This is a genomic window from Rhizobium sp. P40RR-XXII (assembly GCF_012641405.1).
GTDB lineage: Bacteria > Pseudomonadota > Alphaproteobacteria > Rhizobiales > Rhizobiaceae > Rhizobium.
The window spans coordinates 146,087-170,760 of record NZ_JABAII010000009.1 but is presented as its reverse complement, the minus strand read 5'-3'; the positions used below and the strand labels follow the sequence as shown (position 1 = coordinate 170,760).

The 24,674-nt window shown below is 59.3% G+C and carries 22 protein-coding genes and 2 pseudogenes; 5 read left to right on the top strand and 19 right to left on the bottom strand.

The window, feature by feature from the left end; all coding sequences use genetic code 11:
* The first annotated feature begins 211 nt into the window (after positions 1-211).
* The 4 genes and pseudogenes from HGP16_RS19215 (at position 212) to HGP16_RS19205 (ending at position 2,715) form a co-directional block, all read left to right on the top strand.
* A pseudogene (locus HGP16_RS19215) lies at positions 212-912 on the top strand (DUF72 domain-containing protein).
* 98 nt (positions 913-1,010) lie between these two features.
* Positions 1,011-1,137, top strand: a pseudogene (locus HGP16_RS34050) (IS6 family transposase); the annotation flags it as partial.
* A 324-nt stretch (positions 1,138-1,461) separates the two neighbouring features.
* Positions 1,462-1,803: a ferredoxin gene (gene fdxA, locus HGP16_RS19210; RefSeq protein WP_168841598.1), complete on the top strand. Its 342-nt coding sequence runs from the start codon at positions 1,462-1,464 to the stop codon at positions 1,801-1,803.
* 21 nt (positions 1,804-1,824) lie between these two features.
* A complete protein-coding gene (locus tag HGP16_RS19205; protein ID WP_168841597.1) occupies positions 1,825-2,715 on the top strand; it encodes a dihydrodipicolinate synthase family protein in 891 nt (296 codons plus the stop codon).
* 18 nt (positions 2,716-2,733) lie between these two features.
* On the opposite strand, the gene HGP16_RS19200 is transcribed toward HGP16_RS19205, so the two are convergent.
* The 18 genes from HGP16_RS19200 to HGP16_RS19115 all read right to left on the bottom strand — a co-directional run bounded on the left by HGP16_RS19200 (position 2,734) and on the right by HGP16_RS19115 (position 22,278).
* Positions 2,734-4,131 (bottom strand): amidohydrolase family protein, encoded by a 1,398-nt coding sequence (locus tag HGP16_RS19200; RefSeq protein ID WP_168841596.1) that lies wholly within the window; start codon positions 4,129-4,131, stop codon positions 2,734-2,736.
* 6 nt (positions 4,132-4,137) lie between these two features.
* On the bottom strand, positions 4,138-5,061 hold the full coding sequence (locus tag HGP16_RS19195) for a LysR family transcriptional regulator (RefSeq protein WP_168841595.1): 924 nt from the start codon (positions 5,059-5,061) through the stop codon (positions 4,138-4,140).
* Positions 5,062-5,096: 35 nt separating this feature from the next.
* Entirely contained in the window at positions 5,097-5,873 is a 777-nt protein-coding gene (locus tag HGP16_RS19190; RefSeq protein ID WP_168841594.1) for an enoyl-CoA hydratase-related protein, read from the bottom strand.
* Positions 5,870-7,027 (bottom strand): CaiB/BaiF CoA transferase family protein, encoded by a 1,158-nt coding sequence (locus HGP16_RS19185; RefSeq protein ID WP_168841593.1) that lies wholly within the window; start codon positions 7,025-7,027, stop codon positions 5,870-5,872. Before HGP16_RS19185 ends, HGP16_RS19190 begins: the two co-directional genes overlap by 4 nt.
* Positions 7,024-8,382: an FAD-dependent oxidoreductase gene (locus HGP16_RS19180; protein ID WP_168841592.1), complete on the bottom strand. Its 1,359-nt coding sequence runs from the start codon at positions 8,380-8,382 to the stop codon at positions 7,024-7,026. Before HGP16_RS19180 ends, HGP16_RS19185 begins: the two co-directional genes overlap by 4 nt.
* 27 nt (positions 8,383-8,409) lie before the next feature.
* The gene (locus tag HGP16_RS19175; RefSeq protein WP_205926496.1) at positions 8,410-9,249 is read right to left on the bottom strand and encodes an ABC transporter permease; all 840 of its coding nucleotides are present in this window, start codon (positions 9,247-9,249) and stop codon (positions 8,410-8,412) included.
* A complete protein-coding gene (locus HGP16_RS19170; protein WP_168841590.1) occupies positions 9,240-10,052 on the bottom strand; it encodes an ABC transporter ATP-binding protein in 813 nt (270 codons plus the stop codon). The genes HGP16_RS19175 and HGP16_RS19170 overlap by 10 nt, the downstream gene beginning before the upstream one ends.
* A 5-nt stretch (positions 10,053-10,057) precedes the next feature.
* Positions 10,058-11,092: an ABC transporter substrate-binding protein gene (locus HGP16_RS19165; protein WP_168841589.1), complete on the bottom strand. Its 1,035-nt coding sequence runs from the start codon at positions 11,090-11,092 to the stop codon at positions 10,058-10,060.
* Positions 11,093-11,785: 693 nt separating this feature from the next.
* Entirely contained in the window at positions 11,786-13,318 is a 1,533-nt protein-coding gene (locus HGP16_RS19160) for an amidohydrolase family protein (RefSeq protein ID WP_168841588.1), read from the bottom strand.
* The gene (locus HGP16_RS19155; RefSeq protein WP_168841587.1) at positions 13,315-14,253 is read right to left on the bottom strand and encodes a nucleoside hydrolase; all 939 of its coding nucleotides are present in this window, start codon (positions 14,251-14,253) and stop codon (positions 13,315-13,317) included. The genes HGP16_RS19160 and HGP16_RS19155 overlap by 4 nt, the downstream gene beginning before the upstream one ends.
* Positions 14,250-14,681 carry a VOC family protein gene (locus HGP16_RS19150; protein WP_168841586.1) on the bottom strand — a complete coding sequence of 144 codons (432 nt, stop codon included), beginning with the start codon at positions 14,679-14,681 and terminating at the stop codon, positions 14,250-14,252. Before HGP16_RS19150 ends, HGP16_RS19155 begins: the two co-directional genes overlap by 4 nt.
* Before the next feature lie 16 nt (positions 14,682-14,697).
* A complete protein-coding gene (locus HGP16_RS19145) occupies positions 14,698-15,591 on the bottom strand; it encodes an ABC transporter permease (RefSeq protein ID WP_168841585.1) in 894 nt (297 codons plus the stop codon).
* On the bottom strand, positions 15,588-16,625 hold the full coding sequence (locus HGP16_RS19140; RefSeq protein WP_168841584.1) for an ABC transporter permease: 1,038 nt from the start codon (positions 16,623-16,625) through the stop codon (positions 15,588-15,590). The genes HGP16_RS19145 and HGP16_RS19140 overlap by 4 nt, the downstream gene beginning before the upstream one ends.
* A complete protein-coding gene (locus HGP16_RS19135; protein ID WP_168841583.1) occupies positions 16,622-18,217 on the bottom strand; it encodes an ABC transporter ATP-binding protein in 1,596 nt (531 codons plus the stop codon). Before HGP16_RS19135 ends, HGP16_RS19140 begins: the two co-directional genes overlap by 4 nt.
* Before the next feature lie 127 nt (positions 18,218-18,344).
* Positions 18,345-19,367 carry a BMP family ABC transporter substrate-binding protein gene (locus tag HGP16_RS19130; RefSeq protein WP_168841651.1) on the bottom strand — a complete coding sequence of 341 codons (1,023 nt, stop codon included), beginning with the start codon at positions 19,365-19,367 and terminating at the stop codon, positions 18,345-18,347.
* A gap of 106 nt (positions 19,368-19,473) precedes the next feature.
* A complete protein-coding gene (locus tag HGP16_RS19125; protein ID WP_168841582.1) occupies positions 19,474-19,812 on the bottom strand; it encodes an NIPSNAP family protein in 339 nt (112 codons plus the stop codon).
* Between the two features lie 10 nt (positions 19,813-19,822).
* Positions 19,823-21,445, bottom strand: coding sequence for a GMC family oxidoreductase (locus HGP16_RS19120; protein WP_168841581.1), 1,623 nt, complete (start codon positions 21,443-21,445; stop codon positions 19,823-19,825).
* Positions 21,446-21,450: 5 nt separating this feature from the next.
* Positions 21,451-22,278 (bottom strand): uracil-DNA glycosylase, encoded by an 828-nt coding sequence (locus tag HGP16_RS19115; protein ID WP_168841580.1) that lies wholly within the window; start codon positions 22,276-22,278, stop codon positions 21,451-21,453.
* Positions 22,279-22,527: 249 nt separating this feature from the next.
* Here HGP16_RS19115 and HGP16_RS19110 point away from each other — a divergent pair, with 249 nt between their 5' ends.
* On the top strand, positions 22,528-23,160 hold the full coding sequence (locus tag HGP16_RS19110) for a TetR family transcriptional regulator C-terminal domain-containing protein (RefSeq protein WP_168841579.1): 633 nt from the start codon (positions 22,528-22,530) through the stop codon (positions 23,158-23,160).
* Between the two features lie 286 nt (positions 23,161-23,446).
* Here the strand turns inward: HGP16_RS19110 and HGP16_RS19100 are convergent, their stop codons facing one another.
* Positions 23,447-24,115 carry a hypothetical protein gene (locus HGP16_RS19100; protein WP_246705565.1) on the bottom strand — a complete coding sequence of 223 codons (669 nt, stop codon included), beginning with the start codon at positions 24,113-24,115 and terminating at the stop codon, positions 23,447-23,449.
* Positions 24,116-24,674 lie beyond the last annotated feature (559 nt).

Below are 24,674 nucleotides of genomic sequence, written 5' to 3'. Positions count from 1 at the left end.
GCCTGTATAAGATGAGTGCAATTTTCCCGATCTCGCCAAGGCATGCCGCAAAACAGCACTTTGTCTGACCAAGATAAGCCTGGTTTCGGACGTTGCGTAATGGCAGCGGGAACTCTGCCATTGGCTCCCTCGTTTCGTTCGAGCGCCCAAAAGCTCGGAGGAAGTCGATTTGCCGATCATTGCCACTGCGGCCTGGTCCATTCCCAAAAAAGTGGCCGGCCGGTTTGCACAGGAGGGAAGCGGTTTGACTCGATACGCTTCGGTGTTCGATGGCGTCGAGATCAATTCCACCTTTCACCGCCATCACAGAACATCAACTTTCGCACGCTGGGCCGAAACGGTTCCCGAGAACTTCCGGTTCGCGGTAAAGATCCCCAAAGAGATTACCCATACTCGAGCGATGAAAGGATCGCCCAGCCGTTCCACACATTTCTCGATGAGATCGCGCCCCTTGGAGAAAAACGCGGTCCGCTGCTCTGCCAGCTGCCACCGTCGCTGGCGTTCGACACTGATGCGTTCGAAACGACGTTCCAGGCGATGAGGAGCGCCGATAAGGGACCGATCGTGATCGAGGTAAGGCATAAGAGCTGGGCATCGGCCGAGGCATTGGATCTGATCAAAAGCTTTGCGATCGACCGGGTTCTCGCCGATCCTGCGCCGGTGTGGCCGGCGGAGGATTTCGACACGGTGCCGCGATACGTTCGTCTCCACGGTAAACCGAAAATCTACTACTCGAGCTACGCAGATGAGGAGATCCGATCGTTCTCGAAACTTTTGGCGCCGGACGGTTGGTGCGTGTTCGATAATACCGCTTCCGGAGCCGCAATCGAAAACGCGCTGACGATGCAGGTTTTGAAATCTGCGATGCGGCCCGCAGGATGTTCAGATGCGGCGACCTGCGGTGGAAACTAAAGTGTTCAGACTTTTGCGCATCATAATTGCAGAGTGGGAGGCCGGATCGATGGTTCGAAACTGTTCAAGAGCCTAAAATTGCGGATACCTGACCTGTGCGTTTCACATCGATCTTTTCCGCACTCCGAAATCTCTTCGCTCCCCCGCATTGGAAATGCTCAGCCTTTCCCTTCAGATTAATCGCGTCCGCGCAATGGCGCAGCCGTAACCGGCGCAACGGCCTGACGTCAAAAACAAGCGCCTTGCTCAGGCCTCCAAGAAACAACGAGACATCGCCCACGAGCTGCTTCACGACTTTCCCGCTCCCCATCGTCTCTTTCTTGCGAAAGAAAGGCGATTGTCGCGTGATATTGCAGCGGATGAGTAGACCAGCAAGCAGCTACTGCATGCCGGCTGAAAGACCTACGCCATCTGTATTGCGAACCGCTCGCTTGGCCCGAGCATTGCCGTTTCGGCAAGGAAAGAGCCGAAAATCGGCGCTTCTTAAGAACGCTCTAGTTTGTCATAGTTTGCTAAAGGCGCCGTTCAGAGCGCCGTGAGGCGAAGGACATGGCTTACGTAATTACTGAACCCTGCATCGATACGAAGGATGGGGCCTGCACGGTCGCCTGTCCGGTCGATTGCATCTATGAGGGCGGAAGGATGTTCTACATTCAGCCGGAGGAATGCATCAATTGCGGGCTCTGCCTTTCTGTTTGCCCAGTTGACGCAATCTTGTGGGACGAGGAAATGCCAACGGAGCGGCTGTTCCTGCGCGAGGTCAATCGCGATTTCTTTGCCAATGACGTCACCGGATGGGGCGCCCCCGGCGGTTGGGACAAGAGCCGCGTCACCAGCCTCGATCATCCTTTCGTGGCAGCCTATCGTAGCCCGATGGAACGCAGAATCTGATAAAATGGGAGGAGCCTTTTCGTGACGCAGACCCGGATTTCCGGCGTGATCGCCGCCCTGCCCACGCCCTTCGACTATCATGGCGACATCGATGATGCCGCCTTCATCGAACACGCTCGCTGGTGCCTTGATAATGGCTGCGATTTCCTGAACGTGCTAGGAACGACGGGTGAGGCCAACTCTCTTTCCGCCACCCAGCGCAGCGCTCTCATGATGACCGCAGCGCGGGAATTGGATGGCAGCAGGCTGATGGTCGGGACCGGCACGCCGGATCTGGAAACGACGGTTGCATTGACGCGCCGTGCCTTCGATCTTGGTTTTGCGGCAGCGCTCGTGCTGCCGCCCTATTACTACAAGCCTGTTGAGGAAGACGGCTTGTTTGCGTGGTTTGCCGAGCTTGTAGCAAGGACGGCGGAGACGCCGATCGCGATCTACCTCTATAACTTCCCGCAATTGACCGGCATCGAGTTTTCACCCGCCTTGTCAGCGCGGCTTTCGCAGGCTTTTCCAAAGCGGATTCTTGGGGCGAAGGATAGTTCCGGCAATCTTGCCTATGCGCGTGAGCTCGCCAAGATCGCCGGCTTCGGCGTCTTCCCGAGCAGCGAGGCGGCGCTTGCCGATGCCGGTCGCGATGGCTATGCGGGCTGCATCTCAGCGACGGTCAATATCGACCCTCCCTCGTCGCAACAACTATGGCACGATCAGGAGAATGCCCAGCTGCTGGATCAGGTGCGTCGTCTGCGGCAGAACATCGCCGCTCATCCCCTTATTCCGGGGGTCAAGTACCTCGTTGGCAAGCGCAGCGGAAATCCGGTCTGGACCAGGGTGTTGCCGCCTCAATTGCCGATTACTGACAGGAAAAGGCTCGATAGCCTCGATGCGTTGCGACTCGTCGCGGTAGTCGACGCATGATCTCCGCCGGGCTCGAAATCATAAGATCCCCGGCCAGGTCGCATAATAGTCACGCGTGGCCTCGGACAAAGCTCGAACAAGAGGACGTTGCTTCTCAAGCCTTGTCAGATCGGCTCTGGCCTGGGCCAGGAGTTCGCACAAGGCTGCGTCAAAGTCGATGCCTGTCAGTTTTCCTTGGTGCATGACCTCTCGGCCCGCAATGACAAGCCCCTTGGCATATTTGGCGCTCATGCGGGTCAACAGGATTTCCGCTTCGTCGGCGTCGTCGAACAGTGCTTCGGTGATCAAGCCCTCATAGTCGATGATGGTGAAATCTTCGGCTTCGTATGCATTGATCACTTGGCCGCCGACGCGGATGACGGCATCGAACACATTCTGCGCCGTCAGCCGTCGCGTCAGGCCGCGACCGCCCTGCAGGAGATAGAGGAGCCGCATCTCCCGCCAGAGGTCCTGATCGTCATCCAATCCGGTGCCGTCAAGACCAATGGCGAAGGCGGGGCCGCCGATCTCTAACGTGGAGGTGATCGGGGCGACGCCTGAGCGGAGGCGGAGATTGGCTGAGGGATTGCTAACGAGCTGCACGCCCCGCTCAGCAAGCAATTCGAGTTCATCGGGGCGCAATTGGACGCCGTGGGCAATGGCGAGCCGCGACGACAGGAAGCCGATTTTGTCGAGATAGGTGACGATGCCCTCGGGAAAACGCCGATCGAGCCAGAAGCGTTGCCGCGGGCTTTCGAGCAAGTGCATATGGATGCGCCGGCCACGCAGCGCGGAAGCCTCAGCAATCGCCTCCAGAAGCCCATTCGAACACCATTGCGGCCCGATCGGGCCATACTGCACATCGATGAGGGGATTGGTATTTGCGGCGGCGACAGCCTCGACGGCAACAAGCTGTGTGTGAATGGGAGCATAGTTCGGAATCGTTCCGGCAAGTGCATTCCAATCACCTTCGGAGAGGAATGGGCGCAATCGCCGCGGGCCGCCGTCATAGGCCCAGGCATCGTTGTCGAGCAGTGGGCAGGAGAGGCCAAGCCGAATGCCGACATCACCTGCTGCCCGCATAACGGCGCTTGCTTCCTCGACCAGACGATCAACGTTGAGGGAGTTGTGGCAATGCATGGTCGCGCCGACGCCGGTTCTGGCAAGCCGGCCGAAGGCGACGAGCGCTTCGAGGTAGGCATCCGTTCGCGGCCGCAGTCTGAGGCCCGGTATCCAAGCTTCCAGTGCGTCGTCGGTCGCGCCGAAATCAAGGGTGCGGATGCCGTAGCCATGATCGTGAGCATTGACAGGTGACGGCATGATCAGATCGCCGGGCCGCGCGGTCGCAGCGTCGAATTGCAATGGTAGGTCTGTCAATGTGTCGAAGCGCGTGGCCGGGCCATAACCAGGACATTTTAGCAGGCGGATCTTTTTCATGCTTTCTCATCTGCTGACAATGGTTCTCAAATCCTCGCCAAACCTGCGCAGTTCGGTATTAAGCTGCTCGATAACTGCTTGGCTGGCATGAGTTAGATGCCGGTCGCGCGGCACGAAAATACCGATATCCACCATGCTAAGCTTGAAGTCCCGGATCGGGATGGCAACGATTTCGCCCGTCTGGATTTCCGGCCAGAGTCCCACTGGCGTAAAAAAACCAATGCCGTCACCAGACATGATTAATGGTTTGAGGAGGATTGGATTGTTGGATGCGACCAACGTTCGCCCCACTCGATTGAGCCCCGCAAGTTCGACCGCTATCGCCGAACTGACGACTTCGCTGTCGAGCGCCAGAAGAAGCTTAAACTGGGCGCATTCTGGCAAGGTCACCGATTTCGCCCGCGCTAAGGGGTGCGATGGAGCGACCATGGCCATGAAGGCTGTGCGGATCGAGCCCACAAGCTTCAAGTCATGTGGGGTTGCAAGATCAAAGCTGATGCCGATATCAATGTCGCCAGCCGCCATGAAATGGAAAATATTGTTGTAGGCTCCTGCTCGCACGCGAAAGTCGACTGCAGGATGCAGCTTATGAAACCTCTTGATGAAATCAGGAAGAAACGTGACGAGCAGGCTATCGAGGGCGGCGATATGGACGCGGCCCGTATTCTTTCCCTGAAGGTCGCCGAGATTGGACTTCATGACCTCGAAGTCCTGCAGCGTCTCCTTGGTATGGCGCAGCACGATTTCGCCGGCAGAAGTTAGGCGCAAACCGTCGGAAAAGCGCTCGAACAGCGGTGTCCCAAGCTCGTCTTCCAGCTTCTTGATTTGGCGGCTGACGGCGGACGTTGCCACATGCAGCTCTTCAGATGCCTTTCGGATCGATCCGGAGCGTGCGACCTCGGCGAAATACTTCAGAATGCTGGCATGCATGAAAAGCCCTCGGCAATCTTGAAGCTATAGCATGCCTATCTGCCGCGCCAAACGGGCGCCCGCTTCTCGCGGAAGGCCGCTACACCTTCCATGGCATCCTCGCTTTTCAAGGCCTTGATGAGCGCGGGCGTCCGCAACGCTTGCGCCTCTGCAGGGCTTAGATGTGCTGTGCGATTGACCGTCTGCTTGATCGCCCGCAACGACAGCGGCGCACAGCCAACGATGTCGGCGACCCAGCGATTGACGGCGGCGTCCAGTTCGGCAGCCGACACGACTTCGTTGACGACGCCGAAACTCGCCATTTCCTGCGCGCCGAACTGTCGCCCCGTCAGCATCACGGCCATGGCACGGTTGAACGGAATCTTGCGCTGCAGGAGCACCATGCCGCCATCGAGCGGCATCCGGCCGACGCGTGCTTCTGGCAGGCCGAACTGTGCCGTTTCCACAGCAATGACGATGTCGCAGCCGAGCACCATCTCGAAACCGCCGCCTAGCGCGTAGCCGTTTACCCGGGCGATGACGGGCACGTCGAGCGAGCGGCGGAAGGCGAGGCCGCCAAAGCCGTTTTCTCGCCCGACCGTCCAGTAGTCGACGCCAGAACTGCCGCTTCCGCCCTTCAGATCCGCGCCTGCGCAAAAGGCCTTTTCGCCTGAGCCCGTCAGGACGACGCAGCTGATGTCGTCGCGCCTCTCGATCTCTGTCCAGACCGACTCCAGCCTTGCCTCGGTCTCCGCATCAACCGCATTCATCCGGTCGGGTCGGTCAAGCGTAACGCGGGCGACGCGGTCTTCAACGGTGAAGGAAACGCTCATGCGGCGTCTCCCTGCAGCGCGGAAAGCGAGGCCAGAATTTCCTCATTGTGCTGGCCGAGCTGTGGCGGTGCGATCCGCACGGTGACCGGTGCGGCCGACATGTCGATCGGCGAACCGATCAAGCGGATCGGACCAGCGGCGGTCTCGCCTGCCTCAAGTATCATCTTGTTGATGATCGTCTGCTCGTCCTTCAGCGCCTCGGGGAGTGAACGCACCGGCGCGCAGAGGATATCGACGCCTTCCAGTCGGGCGATCCAGTGCGCGGTGCGGTTCTTGGCGAAATTCTCACGGAAGATTGCCTGCAGCTCCGGCCGTCGCGCCATCTGCGCGTCGAAATCCTTGTAGTGCGGATATTGCGACAGGTCCTCGATCTCCAGTGCCTCACAGATGTCGCGCAGCGGATTCGGCTTGAACGCGCCGACCATGACGATGGCGCTGTCCGTGGTTTCGAAGACGCCTGTCAGCGGGAATGCGCCCCAGTTCAGATCTTTCTGCCGCATCAGATGCGTCGTGCCTTCCTGCATCTGCATGGCGATCATGGAGTTGTAGAGGCTGACGGCCACCTGCTGTCCTTCGCCTGTTTTGTCGCGCTGCAGAAGGGCAAGCAGGATGCCCTGGACGAGATGCATGCCGGCCGAATAGTCGGCGAGCGGCGTGGCATAGATTGAAGTCGGATGGCTGTTGTCGGACTTTCTGCGCATGACACCGGAGACAGCCTGTGCAAGCACATCCTGACCGCCCTTGTGCTGATAGGGGCCGGTCAATCCGAAGCCGGTGCCGACGGCGTAGATCAGACGCGGATTGATCTTCTTCAGGTCCTCGTAGCCGAAGCCCATGCGCTCCATGACGCCGGGCCGGAAGTTGTTGACGACCACGTCGGCCGTCTCCAGCAGCGTCAGGACGGATTTTTGTGCCGCCGGATCTTTGAGATCTAGTGCCAGGCTCTTCTTGTTGCGGTTCAGCGAGCAGAAGACGGGATTGTTCAGCCCATCAGGATCGGAGCCGAGCGACCAGCGCGACAGATCGCCGATCTTCACCTTTTCGATCTTGATCACCTCGGCGCCGTAATCAGCCAGAACCTGCGTGCAGGAGGGTCCAAGCATGACTTGCGTGAAATCGATCACGCGGATTCCGTCGAGTGGCAAAGGCATCATTCTGCAGCCTCCAAATATGTGGCGTTCTCCGATGGGATGTCGCCGGGGTCGGCTCCCTGGGCTCGCATCTGCTTCTGTATCGTACTGATATCGGCTCTGCGGACAGTCGTTCCGGCATTGAGCGCGACGGTTGCCGCAACGCCCGCCGCCTCGCCCATCGCCATACACGGCGGGATTTCGCGGCTGGATTTCTGTGCCTGCGGGGTTGCCGAATAATGCCGGCCGGCGACGATCAGCTGATCGATCTCCTTTGGCAGCATTGCGCGATAGGGGGTGTAGTAGTCGCGGCCACGGCAGACGGTATCGGCGAAGTGACGGCGCGACATGACATCGTCCTTGGTGACCACGTAGGCGCCTTCCAGCTGCCGTGTCTGGCGCACGCCGGTCTGCGGCGCGAAATCGACGACATAGGCATTCTCAAAGCCGGGCATCTTCTGACGGGCAAATTCGAGCAATTTCGCAATGCGCGAGCGCCCCTCGATCTCGGCTTTTGTCAGGTCCGCCACCTTCAGGCCGCTCAGCGTCGGCATATGCGGGCAGTTCAGCCAGATGATGCCTGGCAGCGGTGTCTTTAGCCACCAGAAGGACCAGCAGCCGCCGATCAGTCGCTTGGCCTCGTGATCGAGCGCCTTGAAGGCTTCGGGTTCCTGCCGTTCGAAGCGCTCGGCGGCCTCAGTATCGACGCCACCCCAGCGCGAAACCGTGGTCAGGATGAAATTGGATTCGATATGGGCGGCGCCGGCGCTGGCCGCCACGTCCAGATCGCCTGTCGTGTCGATGACGACATCGCCGAGAATAGCCTGCATGCCTTCCTTCGTCTGGCAGATCACGCCCTTGATCGTTCCATCCTCGACGATCGCCGAGGAGAACCAGCTATGGGTTCTAAGCTTGATCCTGGCTTCGCCGATCATGTCATAGGCGGCGCGCTTGAACGCGTCGGGATCGAACGCTGCCGAAAAGCAGATAGGGTGCGGCATCGCCTTGGTGTGAAAGTCGAAGAGACCCCAGCGTGCCCAGCGCTGCCAGGCCTCCGGCGTCTCCCTGAACTCGATCAGGCGGTCGCGATCGGTCGGTGTCACGCAAAGGCCCCAAACCTTCATACGCTCGATCATTTCCAAGCAGATGCCGCGCACGGTGATCTCAAGCTCGTTGATCATGTCGTCGAGCACCAGCACCATGCCGCCGGCGGCAAGCCCGCCGACATAGGGATAGCGTTCGAGAAGTGTGACGCTGGCGCCGTTCCTGGCGGCCGAGACGGCTGCTGCGATCCCGGCCGGGCCGCCGCCGACCACCACCACATCGGAGCGATCGACGACAGAGATATCCCGTGCAGGCTGATGAATAACCTGTGTCATTGGTGTTTCCTTGATGTTGTTGAGCGCTCAGTGCTGCCCGGCCGGTTTCCAGCGGACCATCTTCGCCTCGGCGATCGAGACGATGAAAAAGAGGATCACGGCGAGCAGGGCGGCAATGACAACCGTCGCGTAGAGAAGCGGCGAGCGGAAATTATAGGTCGCCTCGATAATCAGTGCGCCGAGCCCGAAGCTAGACCCGATCCATTCGGCGACGATCGCTCCCATGACACTGCTGGTCGCCGCGATCTTCAAGGCTGCGAACAGGAAGGGGAGGGAGCTTGGAAGGCGGACCTTCCAGAGGATTTCGAAATTGCTGGCCGAAAGCACCCGCATGAGGTCTAGCATGGCCGGACTGGCCGCGCGAAGACCCTGGACCATGTTGACCAGCGTCGGAAAGAAACAGATGAGGCCGGCGATAATGATCTTCGGGGCGACGCCGTTGCCGAAGATCAAAACGAGGATCGGTGCCAGGGCGATGATCGGGATCGCCTTGACGAAGACGGCAATCGGATAGAAGGCCCTTTCCGCCGTCGCGCTGTGAACGAACCAGATCGCCAGCATGATCGCGACGAGATTGCCGAAGACGAAACCGAGAACGGCTTCGAGTAGCGTCGGCAGGAGGTTGCGCGTTAGTGTCGCGGCATTGTCGCGAAACGCGTAGAGGACATCGACCGGAGCTGGCGCCATGAAGGTCGGGATCTTGAAGATCCAGATGACGGCCTGCCACAGCACGATGCAGCCGAGGGCCGCCAGGATCGCCGGCATGTTCGAAGACAGAACGCCAATGGTTGCATCGAGGATCGCGGCCTTGCGCGGCGCTTTGCCAATACCACCGATTTCAGGGTGCACAGCGTTGCTCACATGCATTCCTCCAGCAGTAAGCGTAGATGCGCGGTTACTCTGATGAAATCGACGGTGTCGCGCATGGAAAGCGCGCGGGGATAGGGAAGGTCGACCTTCATGAATTCCTTTACACGGCCGGGATGGGCCTGCAGCATCAGTACATGCTGGCCGAGGAAAACGGCTTCCGGAATGGAGTGGGTCACGAAGACGATGGTCGTGCCCGTTTCCCGCCAGATACGCAGCAATTCCTCGTTGAGCTTGTCGCGGGTGATTTCGTCCAACGCGCCGAAGGGCTCGTCCATCAGCAGGATGCGCGGCTTGGTCACCAGCGCGCGGGCGATCGCCACACGCTGTCGCATGCCGCCCGACAGCTCATGCGGCAGGGCATTTTCGCGCCCCTTCAAGCCGACCAGGGCCAGCAGTTCCATGGGGTCCGCGTAGGAACTCTTGTCGTGCCTGCCGACTTCGAGCGGCAGGCGGACATTGTCTATAACGCTACGCCACGGCAGCAGTGTCGCTTCTTGAAAAACGAAGGCGAAATCACGACCTTCGCGGGCCTCGCGCGGCGGGCGGCCGAACACCGAGACCGAGCCGTCACTGATGTCAACAAGATCGGCAATGCAGCGCAGCAGGGTCGACTTGCCGCAGCCTGATGGCCCGAGCATGGTGACGAAGGATCCCTCGGCAATATCGACTGACACGTTGGAAAGAGCGGTGAACTCGTTGCCCTTGTCGCCGAAGCGGATATCGAGATCGCGAATGGAGACGGCGAGCCTTGCCGTTTCGGCAACGGGCAACGACTGTTTTATGGTGGCGGCGCTTATCATGGCGTTCACCCGATTTGTTTGCGGATTTCGGTCGTCGCATCGAGGATCGCCATGGTGGCGACGTCGTCGACTGTCGGTACCGTGCCGGTGAATTGTTTCAGGTCGGCGTAAGCCTTGATCTGTGCTGCCCAATTGTCCTTATTCATCGCGCCCCAGCCGGTCTGCTTGGTGCTATTGCCGAAGGAGAAATCGATGACCGGGTGGACGGCTTCAAGTTCGCTCGCCTTGTCGAGATTGGGATAGGCGTCGACCAGCATGTCGACGGCTTCTTCCGGATGGTCGCGAACGTAACCCCAGCCTTTGGCGGCGGCCGTGGTGAAGCGCACCAGCACGTCGGAATGTTGGTCGAGCTCTTCGTCGGTCGTATAATAGACGTTGGCGTAGAGCTGTAGGCCGGCATCCCAGAGCATCATGTCGACACGCTCATCGCCCAGCACCTTCAGCGCATTGGTGTTCGTCACCCAACCGGTGACGGCATCGGCCTGGCCGGTGATCAGCTGGTTCATGTCGGAACCCATGTTGACCATCTTCACCTTGTCTTCTGGAATGCCATTTTTGGCGAGGAGCGCGCGCAGAAGGATGAAGGCGGTCGGCTGTGTGGCAATCGTCTTGCCGATCATGTCCTTCGGCTCGCGGATGGGCGACTTCTTCAGCGAGAAATATGTAAATGGGTGTTTGCGGTATCCGGCAAGGAACGCCTTAACCGGCATGCCGGCCGAGCGCGCGAGCATGACGGAGGGACTTGAGGAGATCTGGCCGATCGTGGATTGCCCGGCCGCCACACCGGCGACGCCATCGACATTCGGGCCACCGGGGACGATGGTGAGATGGATGCCCTGCTCGGTGAAGAAACCCCTCTTCTGTGCCGCGACTTCGCCGATTAGCCCGTTGGAAGCAAGCCAGCCGAGCTGCATGCGTACTTCGGCAATATCGGAAGCATTTCCGGCACGGATGCTGACGAGACTCTGGGTGGCGGCGAGACCTCCGATTACAGCAGCGTTGGATAGGAAGCGGCGACGATTCATCATGAATTGCGGCATTTTGACAGTTCCCCTGTTGATTGGGCGATCGGACTTTTGTCTCGTTATCCACCAATGATCGGATGATGGGGGAATTCCGTGTTCTAATAAAGAACAATTATGCGCATTCTCCATTGCCAAAAAGGCAACCCTGCTCGGGTTCGTTTAGGTCGATGCGGGAGGTTCGTCCGCCGATCGCGGACTCCCGGCGGAGATGGGGGAGCGGGAAGATATGGGAAAAGGGATTTTCAGATAATCAGGCGGCTCTTGTGAAGAGCATCCTGGCAGCGCAAACCCGGATTTGGAGGGGATCCAATTCGAACTGGCTTCCCGCTTGTCCATCTTTGAAGCAGCTCGCGTCCTTGGAATCCTTTTGCTAGCCGGAGGGCCCGATTATCATTGAGCCGTCAGCCACCGGCTGGGCGAGGGTGCGGATGAGGCCGAAAGGTGCACGTCACGGCCCTTGTTGGATCAAATGCGCAAGCTGCGAAAACGTCTTGCGGTTGGCTGAGGCCGATCACCGCGGCCAGCCTTGCACGATGATATTGGGCACCACCGCGACGCAGTCGCTAGATCCTATGGGAAAAGCAAACTTCAATAAGGTCAGCGCAATTACGGTCAGCGGTCCGCATCCTTCAAGACATAGGCATTTTTTCGAGGCGGGCTGGACTGCCACGGGCGTGCGTCCCGGGGCCAATGCGCCGTGCGGCTATATTACGCCAGGTTTGAGCCATCGAAAGCAGGCATGTCTCCTTGGTAACGGTCGAGGTTGATGTCTTGAAGCGTCGCACGACGGTGAATTTCGGCCATGGTCGGTTCGAAGATACTGTTTCGGCGTTCAAGTTCGGCGTGTTCGGTAAGGTAAGCGGGCAGCAGCTCGCCGAGTTCGGCGAAGATTTCCGCCTTGTTGACCGTGGTCAGTTGACCATGTTGCATAACCACACGACCCGCGACCATCACGGTCTCGATCGAAGAGCCATTCTCGGAAAAGACCAGCTGTCGCGTGGCATCGTTGAAAGGCGTGAAGGCATAAGAGTTGAGATTGAGGATCAGAAGATCGGCTGCCTTGCCGACCTCCAACGTCCCAGTGATCTCTTCCAGCATCGCGCTGCGCGCACCGCCGATTGTGGCCATGCGCAAGATTTCGTCGGCCCTTACCCATTTCGAGTAATCCGGGCCGGATGCGCTATGGATCAGGCCCGCGACACGCATGACGTCGAAAATGCGTGATGTGTCATTGGAGCAGACACCGTCCGTCCCCAATCCTACCGTGACCCCTGCGTCCAATAGCCGTCTGATCGGCGCTATGCCGGCGCCAAGCTTCTGGTTGGAAACGGCATTATGGGCGATCGACATGCCGGCCTCCCCCATCAGCGCGATATCCTCCTCGCTCACCCATACCGAATGGGCAAAGGTCGTATTGCGCTTGAGCAGGCCAAGTCCGTTCATATGGGCAACAATCGACTTGCCAAGGATCTCGTGACCTGTGACAGCCTGCGTCTTCGTCTCCAGGACGTGGGTGTGATAAGGGACGTCCTTTTCGATCGCGAGATCCATGCATGCGACCATGAGATCCGGCGTGCAGCGCTGGGGCGCCGAAGGTGCGATCATGAAATTCAGCCGGCCGGCGCGGTCATGAAGGGCGGAAAAAGCGGACCTACAGTAATCGATGTAGTCATGGGTCGTTATCGGCGGCCCGAAATCGAGCATGTCCTGCAAATGCTGCGGCATGACTTCCCGGGCGTAGGGAAGGGCGTCGAGTGTGTGGATGTTCATGACCGCGCTTGAGACATTTGCGCGAATGCCAACATCATCATAAGCCCGAAACACCGTGCTCAAGCGGTCCAGATCGTGCGCAGGCGGATCGAAGAAGTCATCGCAGAATGTCGTCACGCCGCTCCCGAGAGATTCCATCGCTAGCAGCAGGCTGCGGAGATAGAGGAGCCTTTCGCCTATCGCGTCGTTCATCAGGAGAGGATAGGCATAGAGCAGCCAGATTTCCAACGGCATGCCCTGATAGCGACCGCGAAAGAACGTCTCGCTCGAATGCGTATGCGCGTTGACCAGTCCCGGCATGACCAGCTTGCCGCGGCCATCGATGACCTGTGCACCCGGCTCAGCCTGGAGGTTCGAACCGATGGCCTTGATCGTCGTGCCTTCTATCAGGATATCGCCGTCGAAAGGCACAGTGCCGTGCTTCTCATCGACGGAGAGAATTTTAGCGCCGCGGACAAGGGTCTCAGTCATGGCAGGTTTCCCAGCGAGCGAATGAGGAGGTCATAATAGGCATTCGGGTCACCATCTCTGACATAGAACACATTCTTCGGTCGATCGGTTATCTGCCACCAGTCGGCAACCGTCATGCCTGCAGTCAGCGTGCCATTCAGTTCGACCGCGACGCTGATCTGCCGGCCCGAAAAAATCTCCGGCGCAAGCATGAAGGCCGGGACGCAGGGTCCGTGCAGCGGCGCGCCTTCCCAGCCATACTTCCCGAGATCAAAAGCCTGTGAAAATTCCAGCATTTCGGCAGTGGCGACGCTGCATCTGTTACCGAATGCCAGCATGGCCTGTAGGCGCTCCGGCGTCGAACGCATCTGATGGGTCACGTCGAGCGGCAACAGGGTCGTCCGGATACCGGCCTTCAGGACGATGTCGGCGGCCTCGGGATCGACATAGCAGTTGAATTCGGCCGTGGGCGTGATGTTTCCGACCTCGAAATAGGCACCGAGCATGGCGACGATCTCGACAATCTTCCCGGCAATGTCCGGGGCCTTGCACAGGGCCACGGCAAGGTTGGTGAGTGGAGACAGGGAGCAGATGGTAATCTCGCCGGGATGCGCCCGCACGGTGTCGATGATGAAATCGACGCCGTGTCTCTGCTGCGCCTTGATGGCCGGCATAGGCAGATGGGCGCCATCGAGCCCCGTTGGTCCGTGAACATGCTCGGCCATGACCAGCGGCCGGATGATCGGCTGCGGGCAGCCTGCAAAGACCGGAATATCGGGCCGTCCGGCCAGTTCCACCAGCTTCAGGCAGTTGGTGATCGTATGGTCGAGGCTGATGTTGCCGGCCGTTGCCACAAGGCCAAGTACGTCGAAAGCCTCGCGTTGACCGAGTATCATCAGGATTGCAGCCGCTTGATCCTGACCTGGGTCGGTAAGAATGATGAGCTTGCGGGTCATGCCGCCGCCTCAATCTTGCCCGGCGCACCGCCCTCAAGCCAGGCGTAGAGCTCCCAGGTTTCGCCATCCGGTCCGTAGAAATAGGCACCCCGTGCGTTCCAGGCATAATCGGCCGGCGGGCTGACGAATTCGACACCATCGGCCTTCAGTTGATCATGAACCAGATCGAGTTCAACAGCGCTATCGAGCTTGACGGCGATCAGCACAGCGGATGCCGATCCTGCCTTCACATGTACGCCGGCATGGTGTTCGATATGGTTGCGTTCCCAGAGTGCCAGCGTCAGGCCGGCGCCGGTAAAATCAGCAAATCCGGGTGCTCGGTGCTTCAGGTCGAAGCCGAGTTTTTTGGTATAGAAGCGGATCGACCTCTCGATGTCGGTGACGAGAATACAGACATCCTGGATCGGATGGACTTGCGCGAATTTCATGATGTTTCTTCCCTGATTATTGGTCTTTGAGTTCGGCAAAACCGGTCGCCGCCTTCGCGCCGCCGCGCAGCTTGCCCGAAAGCCAGACGCCGAGGATGGTGGCCAGGTAAGGCAGTGCCTGTAGGAGATCCTGGGGAACCTTGTCACCGAAAGTAAGCTGGGCGCGAATGCCGATGGCACCCACGACCGCGAAGAAGAGTGCTGCGAAGCTTGAGCCGATGGGATGGGCGGCGCCGAATATGACGGCGGCGAAAGCCATGAATCCCCGCCCCGACGTCATGCCCTGGGCAAAGAACTGCAGGCTGCCCGCCGCCAGTTCCGCTCCACCGAGAGCGCAGAGCACACCGCCTATGCAAAGGGCAATCAGCCGCATCCGCGATGGGTTGGCGCCAATCGAGCGCGCAGCGAAGGGGTGCTCGCCGCAGGCTGCAAGCCGCAAGCCAAAGCGTGTGCGTCTAAGTAGCACCCACAGACCTAAGACGACGAAGGGCATGGAAGGCACGAAAATTGAAAGCACTCCGTAATCGCCAAAGGCCGGACCCAGCTTCGGCGCGCCGAAAGGGGCAGAGACGGTCGCCTGGCTGCCGAAGATCGATTCCACCGCGAGAGCTGTGCCGCCGATGCCGAGCCCCGTCAGGCCCAGGCCGGCGATGATCGGATTTGCCTTGAGCCGGTCGATGACAAACCAGAGCAGGACGGAAGCCAGCACGCAGAGGACGATAGCGATCAGCATGGCGAGCCAGAAGGAATTGGTTAGCATGATGCCGAGAATGATCGCACACGAGCCGATGATCATGATGCCTTCGAGGCCGAGGTTCCAGACGCCGGCGCGCTGCGCAATCATGCCGGCAAGGGTCACATAGACGAGCGGCGTGCCGGATCGAAGGATGGCAATTATGACGTCGTTCATGGTGAGCGCCTTCCGATCTTGAGAAGCCGGTCGAGAAACCCGGCACGGGCGGTGATGAAGAGCGCGATGGCGGCATTGATGATGTCGATGGCCGCTGCAGGCAGGCCCGCCATAATCGGTAGATAGAGAGCAGCAGAGGCAAGCCCGCCGAAGAAGAGCGAGACGACCGTGGTTCCGACAATCGACAGATTAGCGACCAGGGCAATCAGGATGGCAGTAAAGCCGTGGGTCGGCAGGAAGCCGGAGGCAAGACGACCATTCGGACCCATCAGCTCGATCGTGCCCGCAAGTCCCGCCATTGCGCCTGAGATCAGGAATGAGGATAGGCCCAGTTGCCAGAGCTTTGCACCCTGCCACTGCACCATGGTGCCATTGCGGCCCGCAAGGTTCGCCAGCACACCGAAGGCGGTGCGGTTGACGAGCAACCACATGGCAATGCCGACTAACGCCGCGATGACGATGATGGCCGGCGACAGACCAAGCGAATTGGAAATGCGATAAGCGGCATCGAGCGGTCGGCTAGAGGCTTGCTGGCCGGAGCCGGATGGATCCTTGAGCGGGCCGGAGGTGACATAGATTAGCAGTAGGCCTGCGAGAAAGTTGCCCATGAGCGTGGTGATCACCTCGTCCGTTCCGGAGCGAAGCCGCAGCAAACCTGGCCATAGCGCCCAAAGCGCGCCGCCGGTCATTCCTGCGATGAAACAGGCAGGTATGACAACTACCGCGGGGCCGCCTTTCAGCCATTCGGCCGCAAAGGCCGCGCATATTGCGCCGACGTAGAACTGACCTTGTGCGCCAATGTTGAAGAAGCCGGCGCGAAAGGAGATCGAGACACCAGCGGCGGTTATAAACAGCGGCAGGGCCCAGCGAAGGCTTTGCTGCAACGCGCCTGGATGCAGGAAGGCGCCGTCAGCAACCGAAGTGAGCATAAGCCAGGCGTCGTAGCCGGCAAACTGGAAGACGATGGCGCAGAGCACCAGGGCCAGAAGCACGAAAATCAGACTGCGAATGATAGTGAGGATACGGTCCCTCATGTGAATGCCTCCGTAGCCGCCGGTCTTGCCGCACTTCCTCCCACCCCCGTCATGGCAGCACCCACAGCCTGAATATCGTACGCAGGAGCGAATTCGCCCACGAACCTGCCGGACAGCATGACCATCACCCGATCGGAAATATCGAACAGCTCATCCAGATCGGAGGAGATAAGCAAGATGGCCGAACCCCGATCTCGCGCTGCCCGCAGCGATTGCCAGACGAAGGTTGTGGCGCCAATGTCGAGCCCGCGTGTCGGCTGTGCGGCGATGATAACCTTGGCGTCCTGATCGATCTCGCGTGCGAGGATGACCTTCTGGGCATTGCCGCCTGAAAGTGATCCAGCCTTCTGTAGCGACGAGAAATAGCGAACGTCCCATCCTTTGAGCGCCTTGTCGCAAAGACTTCGGATTTTCGAGGGATTGACCAGCCGGAGCAGTGATCCCTGGAGCAGGTCGCGGGCGCTCCAGTTTTCCCAGAGCGAACTCGTGAGGCTGAGCCCTTCAACATTGCGCTCGAAGGGAATGATGCGAAGTCCCAGTCGACGGCGGACGGTCAGCGGTTTGGTGCTTATGTCGTGGCCGCCCAGTGTGATATTACCCGAAGCAAGGTCGGCAAGATTGGCGATGGCTCGCACCAATGTCTTCTGACCATTGCCCTCGACGCCGGCGATGCCGAGTATCTCGCCTGGCCTGAGCAAAAGATTGATGCCATCCAGCGCCGTGCCTTCGCTGTCCGGCCTGGTGGAAATGCCTGACAATGCCAGGACAGGAGCTGCGTCCAGCGAACTTTGGCCTTGCGCATGATCAACAGTCTCCGAGCCGGTCAGGGCTTTTCGGTCGTCGGCTCCAATGTTCCGGACGGCGTCGCCGACGATCAGTGTTGCGAGGCGTTCGGCACTGATATCGGTGCAGGCGAGCGGGCCGTCGATCAGCTTCCCGCCACGCAGCACCGTCACCGTGTCGGCGATACCCAGAACTTCGCGAATCTTGTGAAGGATAAGGATGACGGTGACGCCGCGTTCCTTCAGCTTTCGAACGCGGGCGAAAAGCGTCTCGATGCCCGATGGCGACAGTACAGCGGTGGGCTCGTCGAGGACGAGGATTTTGGCATCCGTCACCAGCGCGCGGGCGATCTCGATACCTTGCTGCGTTTCGATCGGCAAATCGCGAATGCGTTTGCCGAAATCGATCTGCACTTCGAGGCTTTCGAGATGCGGTGTCCAGCGCCTGACCAAACCCTTTCGGGAGAAGATGCCACCCTTGCCGCTTGCGCCGAACTCCATAGCTTCCGCAACAGTGAAGGAGGGAGGCAAAGCAAAACTCTGATGCACAAGCTCCACGCCCGCCGCCCGGCTTTCTCCGACATCGCCGGTGCGGATTGCGCGACCGTGGATGCTGACGACGCCGTCGGCCGGCCGGACGATGCCAGCGGCGACGCGAGCGAACGTCGTCTTGCCCGCGCCGTTCTGGCCGACGACAGCATGGATGAGACCCGGCGCGAATCCAACGGAAACACCGGAAAGTGCCGCCACCTCGCCATAGCGCACGGTGACGCTGCCGAGGCTCAGCGCGGGTTGAAACGAATTAGACATGTCTTATCCCAAAGATCCGACTAAAAAGGCCATCGACGGACGGGTTCGCGGCCCTGACGAGGGCGAGTGAGACGGGGCCGCGGACCCAGGGCAATCCGGGTAGGGATCGCCAACTCCTTGCCTCAGATCAGAGCGTGGTGCTGAACGGCACTTTGATCGTTCCGTCCAGGATGCCCTTCTTCGCCTTTTCGAGATCGGCCCAGGCTTCCTGTGCCTCGGCTGCCAATTCGCTCGGACCCTGCCTGGCAAAGACCGGAGAAGCGATGAAGTCGATGACGCCTGTGCCGAGGCCGGTCGGCATATGGTCACCCTTCCAGCTCGGGTCGAGTGCTTTCGTCACCTCGTTGTAGAGAGACTGGCCGAAATCCAGCGAGACGAGTGCAATGACTGACTTGGGTCCGAGCTTGTATTGGGCTGGCGAGATGCCTGATACCATGCGTCCGGCCTTCTCGTTGGCCGCCGCGATGATGCCACCGTCGGTCGCTGCCGAATCCGTCTGGATATAGTCGATGCCGTCATTATACATCTGTGTGGCGATTTCCTGACCCTTCGCCGGATCCTGGAACGAGCCGGCAAAGGCGGAGGTAACGGCAGCATTCGGGTTGACCGACAACGCGCCGGCCTTCAGCGCATTGAAATCGGCGTTGAGTGGCGGAATGGAGATACCACCAATATAGCCGATCTTGCCGGTCTTCGAGACCTTGGCGGCGAACATACCGGAGAGATAGCATCCCAGGTAGTAGTCGTATGAAACTGTGACGACATTCGCGATGGTTGGAGTGAAGGGGTCAGCGAAGAGCTGAATCCACTTGGTGTTGGGATAGGAAGGCGCGAGAGCCTTGAAGGGTTCGGCCACCTCGTTGAAGGTCGAAACGATGATCGCCGCACCGGCATCTGCCAGCGTGCGGAATACCGTTTCGTAGGTAGCCGGGTCCTGGGCGTAGACCGCGCGGTATTGGAAGCCTTTTTCACCTGCGAGCTGCTTGAGCTTCTCGATCATCGAATCGACAGGGCCATTATCGCCCGCGGCCTGCGTATGCACCAGGGCGACGAGACCGCCTGCGGCACGCGCCAGGCCGGGGATCAGGCCGTCTGCAAGCCCCAGTGCAGCGGCACCCACACCCATCTGCAAAAAGCTGCGCCGGCCTATTGTCATATTCTTGAAAGTCCCAATGTTGTTGCCAGTCATGGTGATGTTCCCTTATTTTGTTGCCTGACTTGCGTTTCGGGTTCGGCCGGTGGTTCCGACCGTGTAATTACTCTCCGGTTTGTGTTGTTACGGCGGGAGAGGAGGGCGCCGGATACATGATCATCACCTCCTGCTTCTGGATCGCGTCGAGCGCCCAGACTTCGGAGATGAATTTCTGCCAGTCGGGATCTGCGTACATGGCTTTGCGCCGCCGCTCGCGATCTGCAAGGCTGTCGTAGGCCCACATCAGCACCGTCGTATGCAGCGTGCCGATCTCGGAGACGTATAGGCCAACGTAGGTATTGAGATGCCGCTTCTGCACCGGCAGGCCTTCGGCCTCGTACTTCTTCATCCATCTGTCGACCGTACCGGGCCGAAACGTGTACATGCGGTGTTCGAGGATCATCGGTCCGGTCCTATGCTGTCAGGATGAATTCGGCACATTTCTCGCCGATCATGATAGAAGGGGCATTGGTATTGCCACTCGAAATGATCGGCATGATCGAAGCGTCGGCTACGCGCAGGCCGTCTATTCCATGGACCTTGAGCTTCGCGTCGACGACGGCCATCGGATCGGTACCCATCTTCGCGGTACCCACGGGATGGAATGTCGTCATGGCCGTGGCGCGCAGCCATTTCGTCAGCGCGGCATCCGTGTCCGCTTGGGGGCCGGGGGCCAGTTCCCGGCCGCGATATCTGTCGAAGGCCTTCTGGCTAATCACGTCGCGGGTCAGCCTGATGCCATCGATCATGGTGCGAATGTCGAAATCCGCCTGCAGGTAGTTGGCCTGTATTTTTGGCGCGTCCGCAGGATCGGAGGATCGCAAGGTGATCTCGCCACGGCTCAGCGGATTGACCGGGCCGACGCGCAGGGTAAAACCGTGATCGGCCTCGGTGGCGCGCTTCCGGAACGGATTCGGAAAATGCAGATTCGCGGTCTTTTCCAGTGCCGGCATGAAATGCAGCTGAATGTCCGGCGCTACCAGGGCATCATTCGAACGAATAAATGCGCCGGCTTCGTAGGGAAATGTCGTGGTGATGCCCTTGCCAAAAAGCATGCCCTGGGCGACGGCCGGGATAAGCCTGTCGGCGCGCAGATCGCCGAAAAGAGTGATCGGTTCGCGGCATTCCCAACTCATAACACAGTCGACGTGGTCCTGCAGATTCTTGCCGACACCGGGAAGATCGTGAAGCGGTTTCACGCCGACCTTCATCAATTCACCCGCAGGTCCTATTCCTGACAGCAACAGCGCTTTCGGCGTGTTGACGACTCCGGCTGACAGAATGACCTCGCGATCTGCATGGGCGGTGGCCTCGACGCCGCCGACGATATAGCGGACACCAACGGCACGGCCATTTTCGATCAAAACCCGGCTGGTCTCAGCCTCCGTTAGAACCGTCAGGTTTGGTCGATCGAGCGCAGGGCGCAAGAACGCCCAAGCGGAGGACCACCGCTTGCCCTTCTTGATCGTGAAGTCGTAACGTCCGAAACCTTCCTGGCTCGCGCCATTGAAATCGTCGTTCAGCGGATAGCCCGCCTGGCTGCCGGCTTCACAGAAGACATCGATCAGCTGATTGGAGCCGCGTGCCCGGCAGACCGTCAGCTCGCCGTCATCATTATGAAACGCATCATTGCGCTCGACGTGCACCTCGGATCGGCGGAAGGCCGGCAACACTTCATCATAGGACCAGCCGGGTAAGCCCATTTGCGACCAGCGATCGTAATCATGACGGTTGCCCCGAACATAGATCATGCCGTTGATCGTCGATGTGCCGCCCAACACCTTGCCGCGCGGCCAATAAAGCGAGCGCCCGTTGAGATAGGGCTCCGGCTCCGTATGATAGTGCCAGTTGTAGATGCCCGAATGGAACAGCTTCCCCATGAGCATGGGCAGGCGAAACAGCGGGTTGCGATCCCGGCCACCGGCTTCCAGAAGCAGCACATTGTTTGCCGGATCTCTCGAGAGCCGGTTGGCAAGCACGCAACCCGCCGACCCGGCACCGACGATGATGAAATCGTAGTGATTTGCCTGAACCATCGCCGTCACCACGCGATGGGCTGCGCACCCATCATCTCCAGATAGCTGTTGCAAAGGGTGAAAGGGTTTTCCTTGCCAAGCACCTCGTCCGCGAAAGCTGGATGTTCGCGCAGTACGCAGCCGACCTGGCCGGAAAGGCCCTCCGTCAGGCCCGCCTCTCCCAGAATGCTCTGGGCTGCCTTGCCGAAGCCGATGAAAACCAGTGGACTGCCACGCGCAATCAGTATTTCGGCGATGCGCAGCATAAGCGGCCTCCAGAAGGGCAGGTGACCACGAGACTGGTGTGGATCGATATCCACCTTGAAACGTGAGAGCGTCAACGACGCATTGAGCAGGAGTACGCCTTCCCGCACCCATCGATCTGCTATCTCAGCTGTGCTCTCGAAGCCGTTTTCCGGATTTTCCAGATACTTTCGCGTGGCCGGCCAGTCGTCGAAGGCGCGGGCATAAGCATCATTGCCGGTGCGCGCAGCAACGATCAGCTGCATGTAGGCCCGGATGCTTTTCGAAAACATCTTGTCGAGTTCATGCCACCCCGCCAGATTGCCCGCCTCGAAGGCACGGCCCGTTGCAAAACCGGGCTCCGGATAAGGGTCCTGGCCGAGGACCACGCAGTGCACTGCTTCGGGGGCGATGTCGTCGAAGGCGCGCAGCGCGTGAGCACCGCTGGGCTGGCCGGGAAAGTGCTTGCCGCGGCGCACCGGGAAGATGGGTTCCCAGGCTTCGAATTCCAGTCCGGCGTCAATGCCCGATAGATCATCTCCAATGGGTCCGATCGCCGCGCGCCAGGCAACCGGAAGGTCGGCTTCCCAATCGCCCAACGTTTCCGCCATCGCATCTCTCAATCGCATCGGCATCAGCGGTTGTCCCCTTTATCGTTGACGAGAAGACTAGGCAAAAGCTGACCAAAGTGTCAACTTACGAACACAGAAAATGACGTTTCAGTCAAAAAAAGCTGACGATATGGTCAGGATTTTCGCAAGGACGGAAGCTTGCATTTCCAGCGGAAAGGCGACACATGGAGCAAATCCGTTGGTGCTGCCTTGGAAAGATCGGGAAGCGACGGGAGGCGAGGAGCAGGCATGGCAAGAACGGCGAGAGACCAGGAAGAGCGAATTCGCGAACGCAACAGACGGCTGATCTTGAAGGCTGGAATAGACGTCTTCTCACGCAAGGGCTTCGATGGGACGCGCATTGCGGAAATCGCGGAAAAGTCCGGCCTACCCAAGGCGAACGTCTATTACTACTTTTCCTCCAAGGAGGAGATTTATACCGCCATCGTCGCCCATCTGATCGAAAGCTGGGACGATGCACTCAAGCCGATAACTGCCGAAAGCGAACCTGCTGACGCGTTCAGAAACTACGTGCGGGCGAAGTTGGAATATACGCGCAGGAATGCTGCAGAATCCCGCCTGTTCGCCAGTGAGATTATCCATGGCGCGCGTTTTCTGAAGAAAAAGGATCGCGAACACATGCGCCAGGTCACGGATCGGCATGTCGAGGTCGTGGACGGATGGATAGCCGCTGGGAAGATGATGCCGACCGACGCTCGGCATCTGTTTATCATGCTATGGGCCGCAACGCAGTTCTATAGCGACTTCGAGCCGCTGGCATGTGACGCTTTGCGCAAAAGTCGCCTCAAGGCGGAGGATTACGAGAAGGCAGCAGAAACCGTTATTGAAACCCTTCTCTGCGGCATATTGCCAAAGGCATGATTGGCAAAGCGAGAACTTTGCGAAGGACTGGGCAACGCTCAGACGATCTATTGTTCGTCTTGATAAATCCGATCGTGTCATGAGTTTCTCGAGCTGCGATGCTGAACCACCCACGCTTGGGAGAAAAGAAGGACTTCAGTGTCTTTCTATATTTGACTCGTAATCTGCCAACGCCCCCTGAACTGCAGCGTTCTTGGCATAGCGCTTCAGGAGACGCGCCAACGCGGCGTCGGTGCCGGTGCAAAGCCGGCGTACCTCCTTGTCGATCTGAGCCTGACGGCCCGCATCAGGCGAGGCTTCGCCACGGAAATGGTCGCAGTCGTTCCGCCGGGTGACAAAGGCTTCGACCTCCGCCGGAAGGGCTGGACCGTTTGACGGGATGCTTTGAGCCCGGGAAAAGGCCGGCAAGATTGTGAGCGACAAGGCTGCGAGCAACAAAGGCCGGATGAGAGCTTGCGACATTATTCGATCTGCTCCTCAAGCTGTTTCGCGACCCCCTCGTGCAGGCGGGCGGAAGTCTGATTTCCCTGTTTGGCATATCGGCATCAACCTCGCGGGCTGCTCTGACAGCCGCTTCGAATGCATCCATCCTGACTTGAAACACAAGCTCCGCATCGTCACCGATGTCGCCATCCTTGAAGCGGCCGACGCGGTAACCCTCGTTGTCGATAACGCCGACCGCCGGAACGCCGACGCGCATCTCGCCATAAAAGGCGCGACCGGCGTGGTCGCCGTCGCGCCGCCTGAGCATTCCGAAGCCACTTGCCTTATTGACCGCGCATTCGCCGACCCAATAGGTCCGGCCGACGGCGAGCGATACCGGCGAGACCGATGCGCACGGATAATTCGGGTCCTTTAACCATTTCTGCCCGTTCGTCTGCCGCCGCGCCTGAAATGCGGTGACACAAAGAAATGTCGTGGTCGCCAGAAAAACGGCGCGCCATGTAATCTGCATATCAAACCTCGGAAATGAAAGCTGTTTTCGCAAATTCCCAACCTATCTCCGATCAGGCGTCTCGGTGCCCGTCGCCGATCCGCGCCAATGCCGCTTAGCCGCGACGTGTAACAGAGCGCTATCTATCCTAATCGTCGCCAGATAAGTTGTAGTGCGCGCCTCGTTTTTTTACAATCCGCCAGACGCGCGACAACCGATTTCCGAGTAACGAGGTAAGTACTGCTGCCCACCTCCTTCTGGCTCCGATGGAGTGGTTGGGCGCCCATACAGATCTTCCTTCCAAAGCGGATTGGGAATCTGAGCTGCGGTTCAGATGTTGAAACAGATGCGCGAGATGCCCCGATCCGCGCCGGCGTCCGTCCTGTAACTGTCAGGCGTGGTTATGGCTCAATAAGTCTGCGGCTGTGCCCAGGCAGGTGTCGGGCACTGAGCACGTTGAGTGCCGAGCCATACCATAAACGGCGGAGTGACCGGAGCCCTTTAACTTGATGTGGTGGATGGCGCCCTCCGACGGCATCGAATGTGCCAAAATGGTTTTTTGCAAAACCCAAGAGAGGAG

Coding starts and splice junctions, on each gene's coding strand:
- HGP16_RS19195 (WP_168841595.1), bottom strand. CDS start 5,061: ATGCATGCCAGCATTCTGAAGTATTTCGCCGAGGTCGCACGCTCCGGA.
- HGP16_RS19185 (WP_168841593.1), bottom strand. CDS start 7,027: ATGATGCCTTTGCCACTCGACGGAATCCGCGTGATCGATTTCACGCAA.
- HGP16_RS19175 (WP_205926496.1), bottom strand. CDS start 9,249: ATGCATGTGAGCAACGCTGTGCACCCTGAAATCGGTGGTATTGGCAAA.
- HGP16_RS19140 (WP_168841584.1), bottom strand. CDS start 16,625: ATGAGGGACCGTATCCTCACTATCATTCGCAGTCTGATTTTCGTGCTT.
- HGP16_RS19145 (WP_168841585.1), bottom strand. CDS start 15,591: ATGAACGACGTCATAATTGCCATCCTTCGATCCGGCACGCCGCTCGTC.
- fdxA (WP_168841598.1), top strand. CDS start 1,462: ATGGCTTACGTAATTACTGAACCCTGCATCGATACGAAGGATGGGGCC.
- HGP16_RS19110 (WP_168841579.1), top strand. CDS start 22,528: ATGGCAAGAACGGCGAGAGACCAGGAAGAGCGAATTCGCGAACGCAAC.
- HGP16_RS19190 (WP_168841594.1), bottom strand. CDS start 5,873: ATGAGCGTTTCCTTCACCGTTGAAGACCGCGTCGCCCGCGTTACGCTT.
- HGP16_RS19120 (WP_168841581.1), bottom strand. CDS start 21,445: ATGGTTCAGGCAAATCACTACGATTTCATCATCGTCGGTGCCGGGTCG.
- HGP16_RS19100 (WP_246705565.1), bottom strand. CDS start 24,115: ATGCAGATTACATGGCGCGCCGTTTTTCTGGCGACCACGACATTTCTT.
- HGP16_RS19180 (WP_168841592.1), bottom strand. CDS start 8,382: ATGACACAGGTTATTCATCAGCCTGCACGGGATATCTCTGTCGTCGAT.
- HGP16_RS19150 (WP_168841586.1), bottom strand. CDS start 14,681: ATGAAATTCGCGCAAGTCCATCCGATCCAGGATGTCTGTATTCTCGTC.
- HGP16_RS19155 (WP_168841587.1), bottom strand. CDS start 14,253: ATGACCCGCAAGCTCATCATTCTTACCGACCCAGGTCAGGATCAAGCG.
- HGP16_RS19125 (WP_168841582.1), bottom strand. CDS start 19,812: ATGATCCTCGAACACCGCATGTACACGTTTCGGCCCGGTACGGTCGAC.
- HGP16_RS19200 (WP_168841596.1), bottom strand. CDS start 4,131: ATGAAAAAGATCCGCCTGCTAAAATGTCCTGGTTATGGCCCGGCCACG.
- HGP16_RS19115 (WP_168841580.1), bottom strand. CDS start 22,278: ATGGCGGAAACGTTGGGCGATTGGGAAGCCGACCTTCCGGTTGCCTGG.
- HGP16_RS19135 (WP_168841583.1), bottom strand. CDS start 18,217: ATGTCTAATTCGTTTCAACCCGCGCTGAGCCTCGGCAGCGTCACCGTG.
- HGP16_RS19170 (WP_168841590.1), bottom strand. CDS start 10,052: ATGATAAGCGCCGCCACCATAAAACAGTCGTTGCCCGTTGCCGAAACG.
- HGP16_RS19165 (WP_168841589.1), bottom strand. CDS start 11,092: ATGCCGCAATTCATGATGAATCGTCGCCGCTTCCTATCCAACGCTGCT.
- HGP16_RS19160 (WP_168841588.1), bottom strand. CDS start 13,318: ATGACTGAGACCCTTGTCCGCGGCGCTAAAATTCTCTCCGTCGATGAG.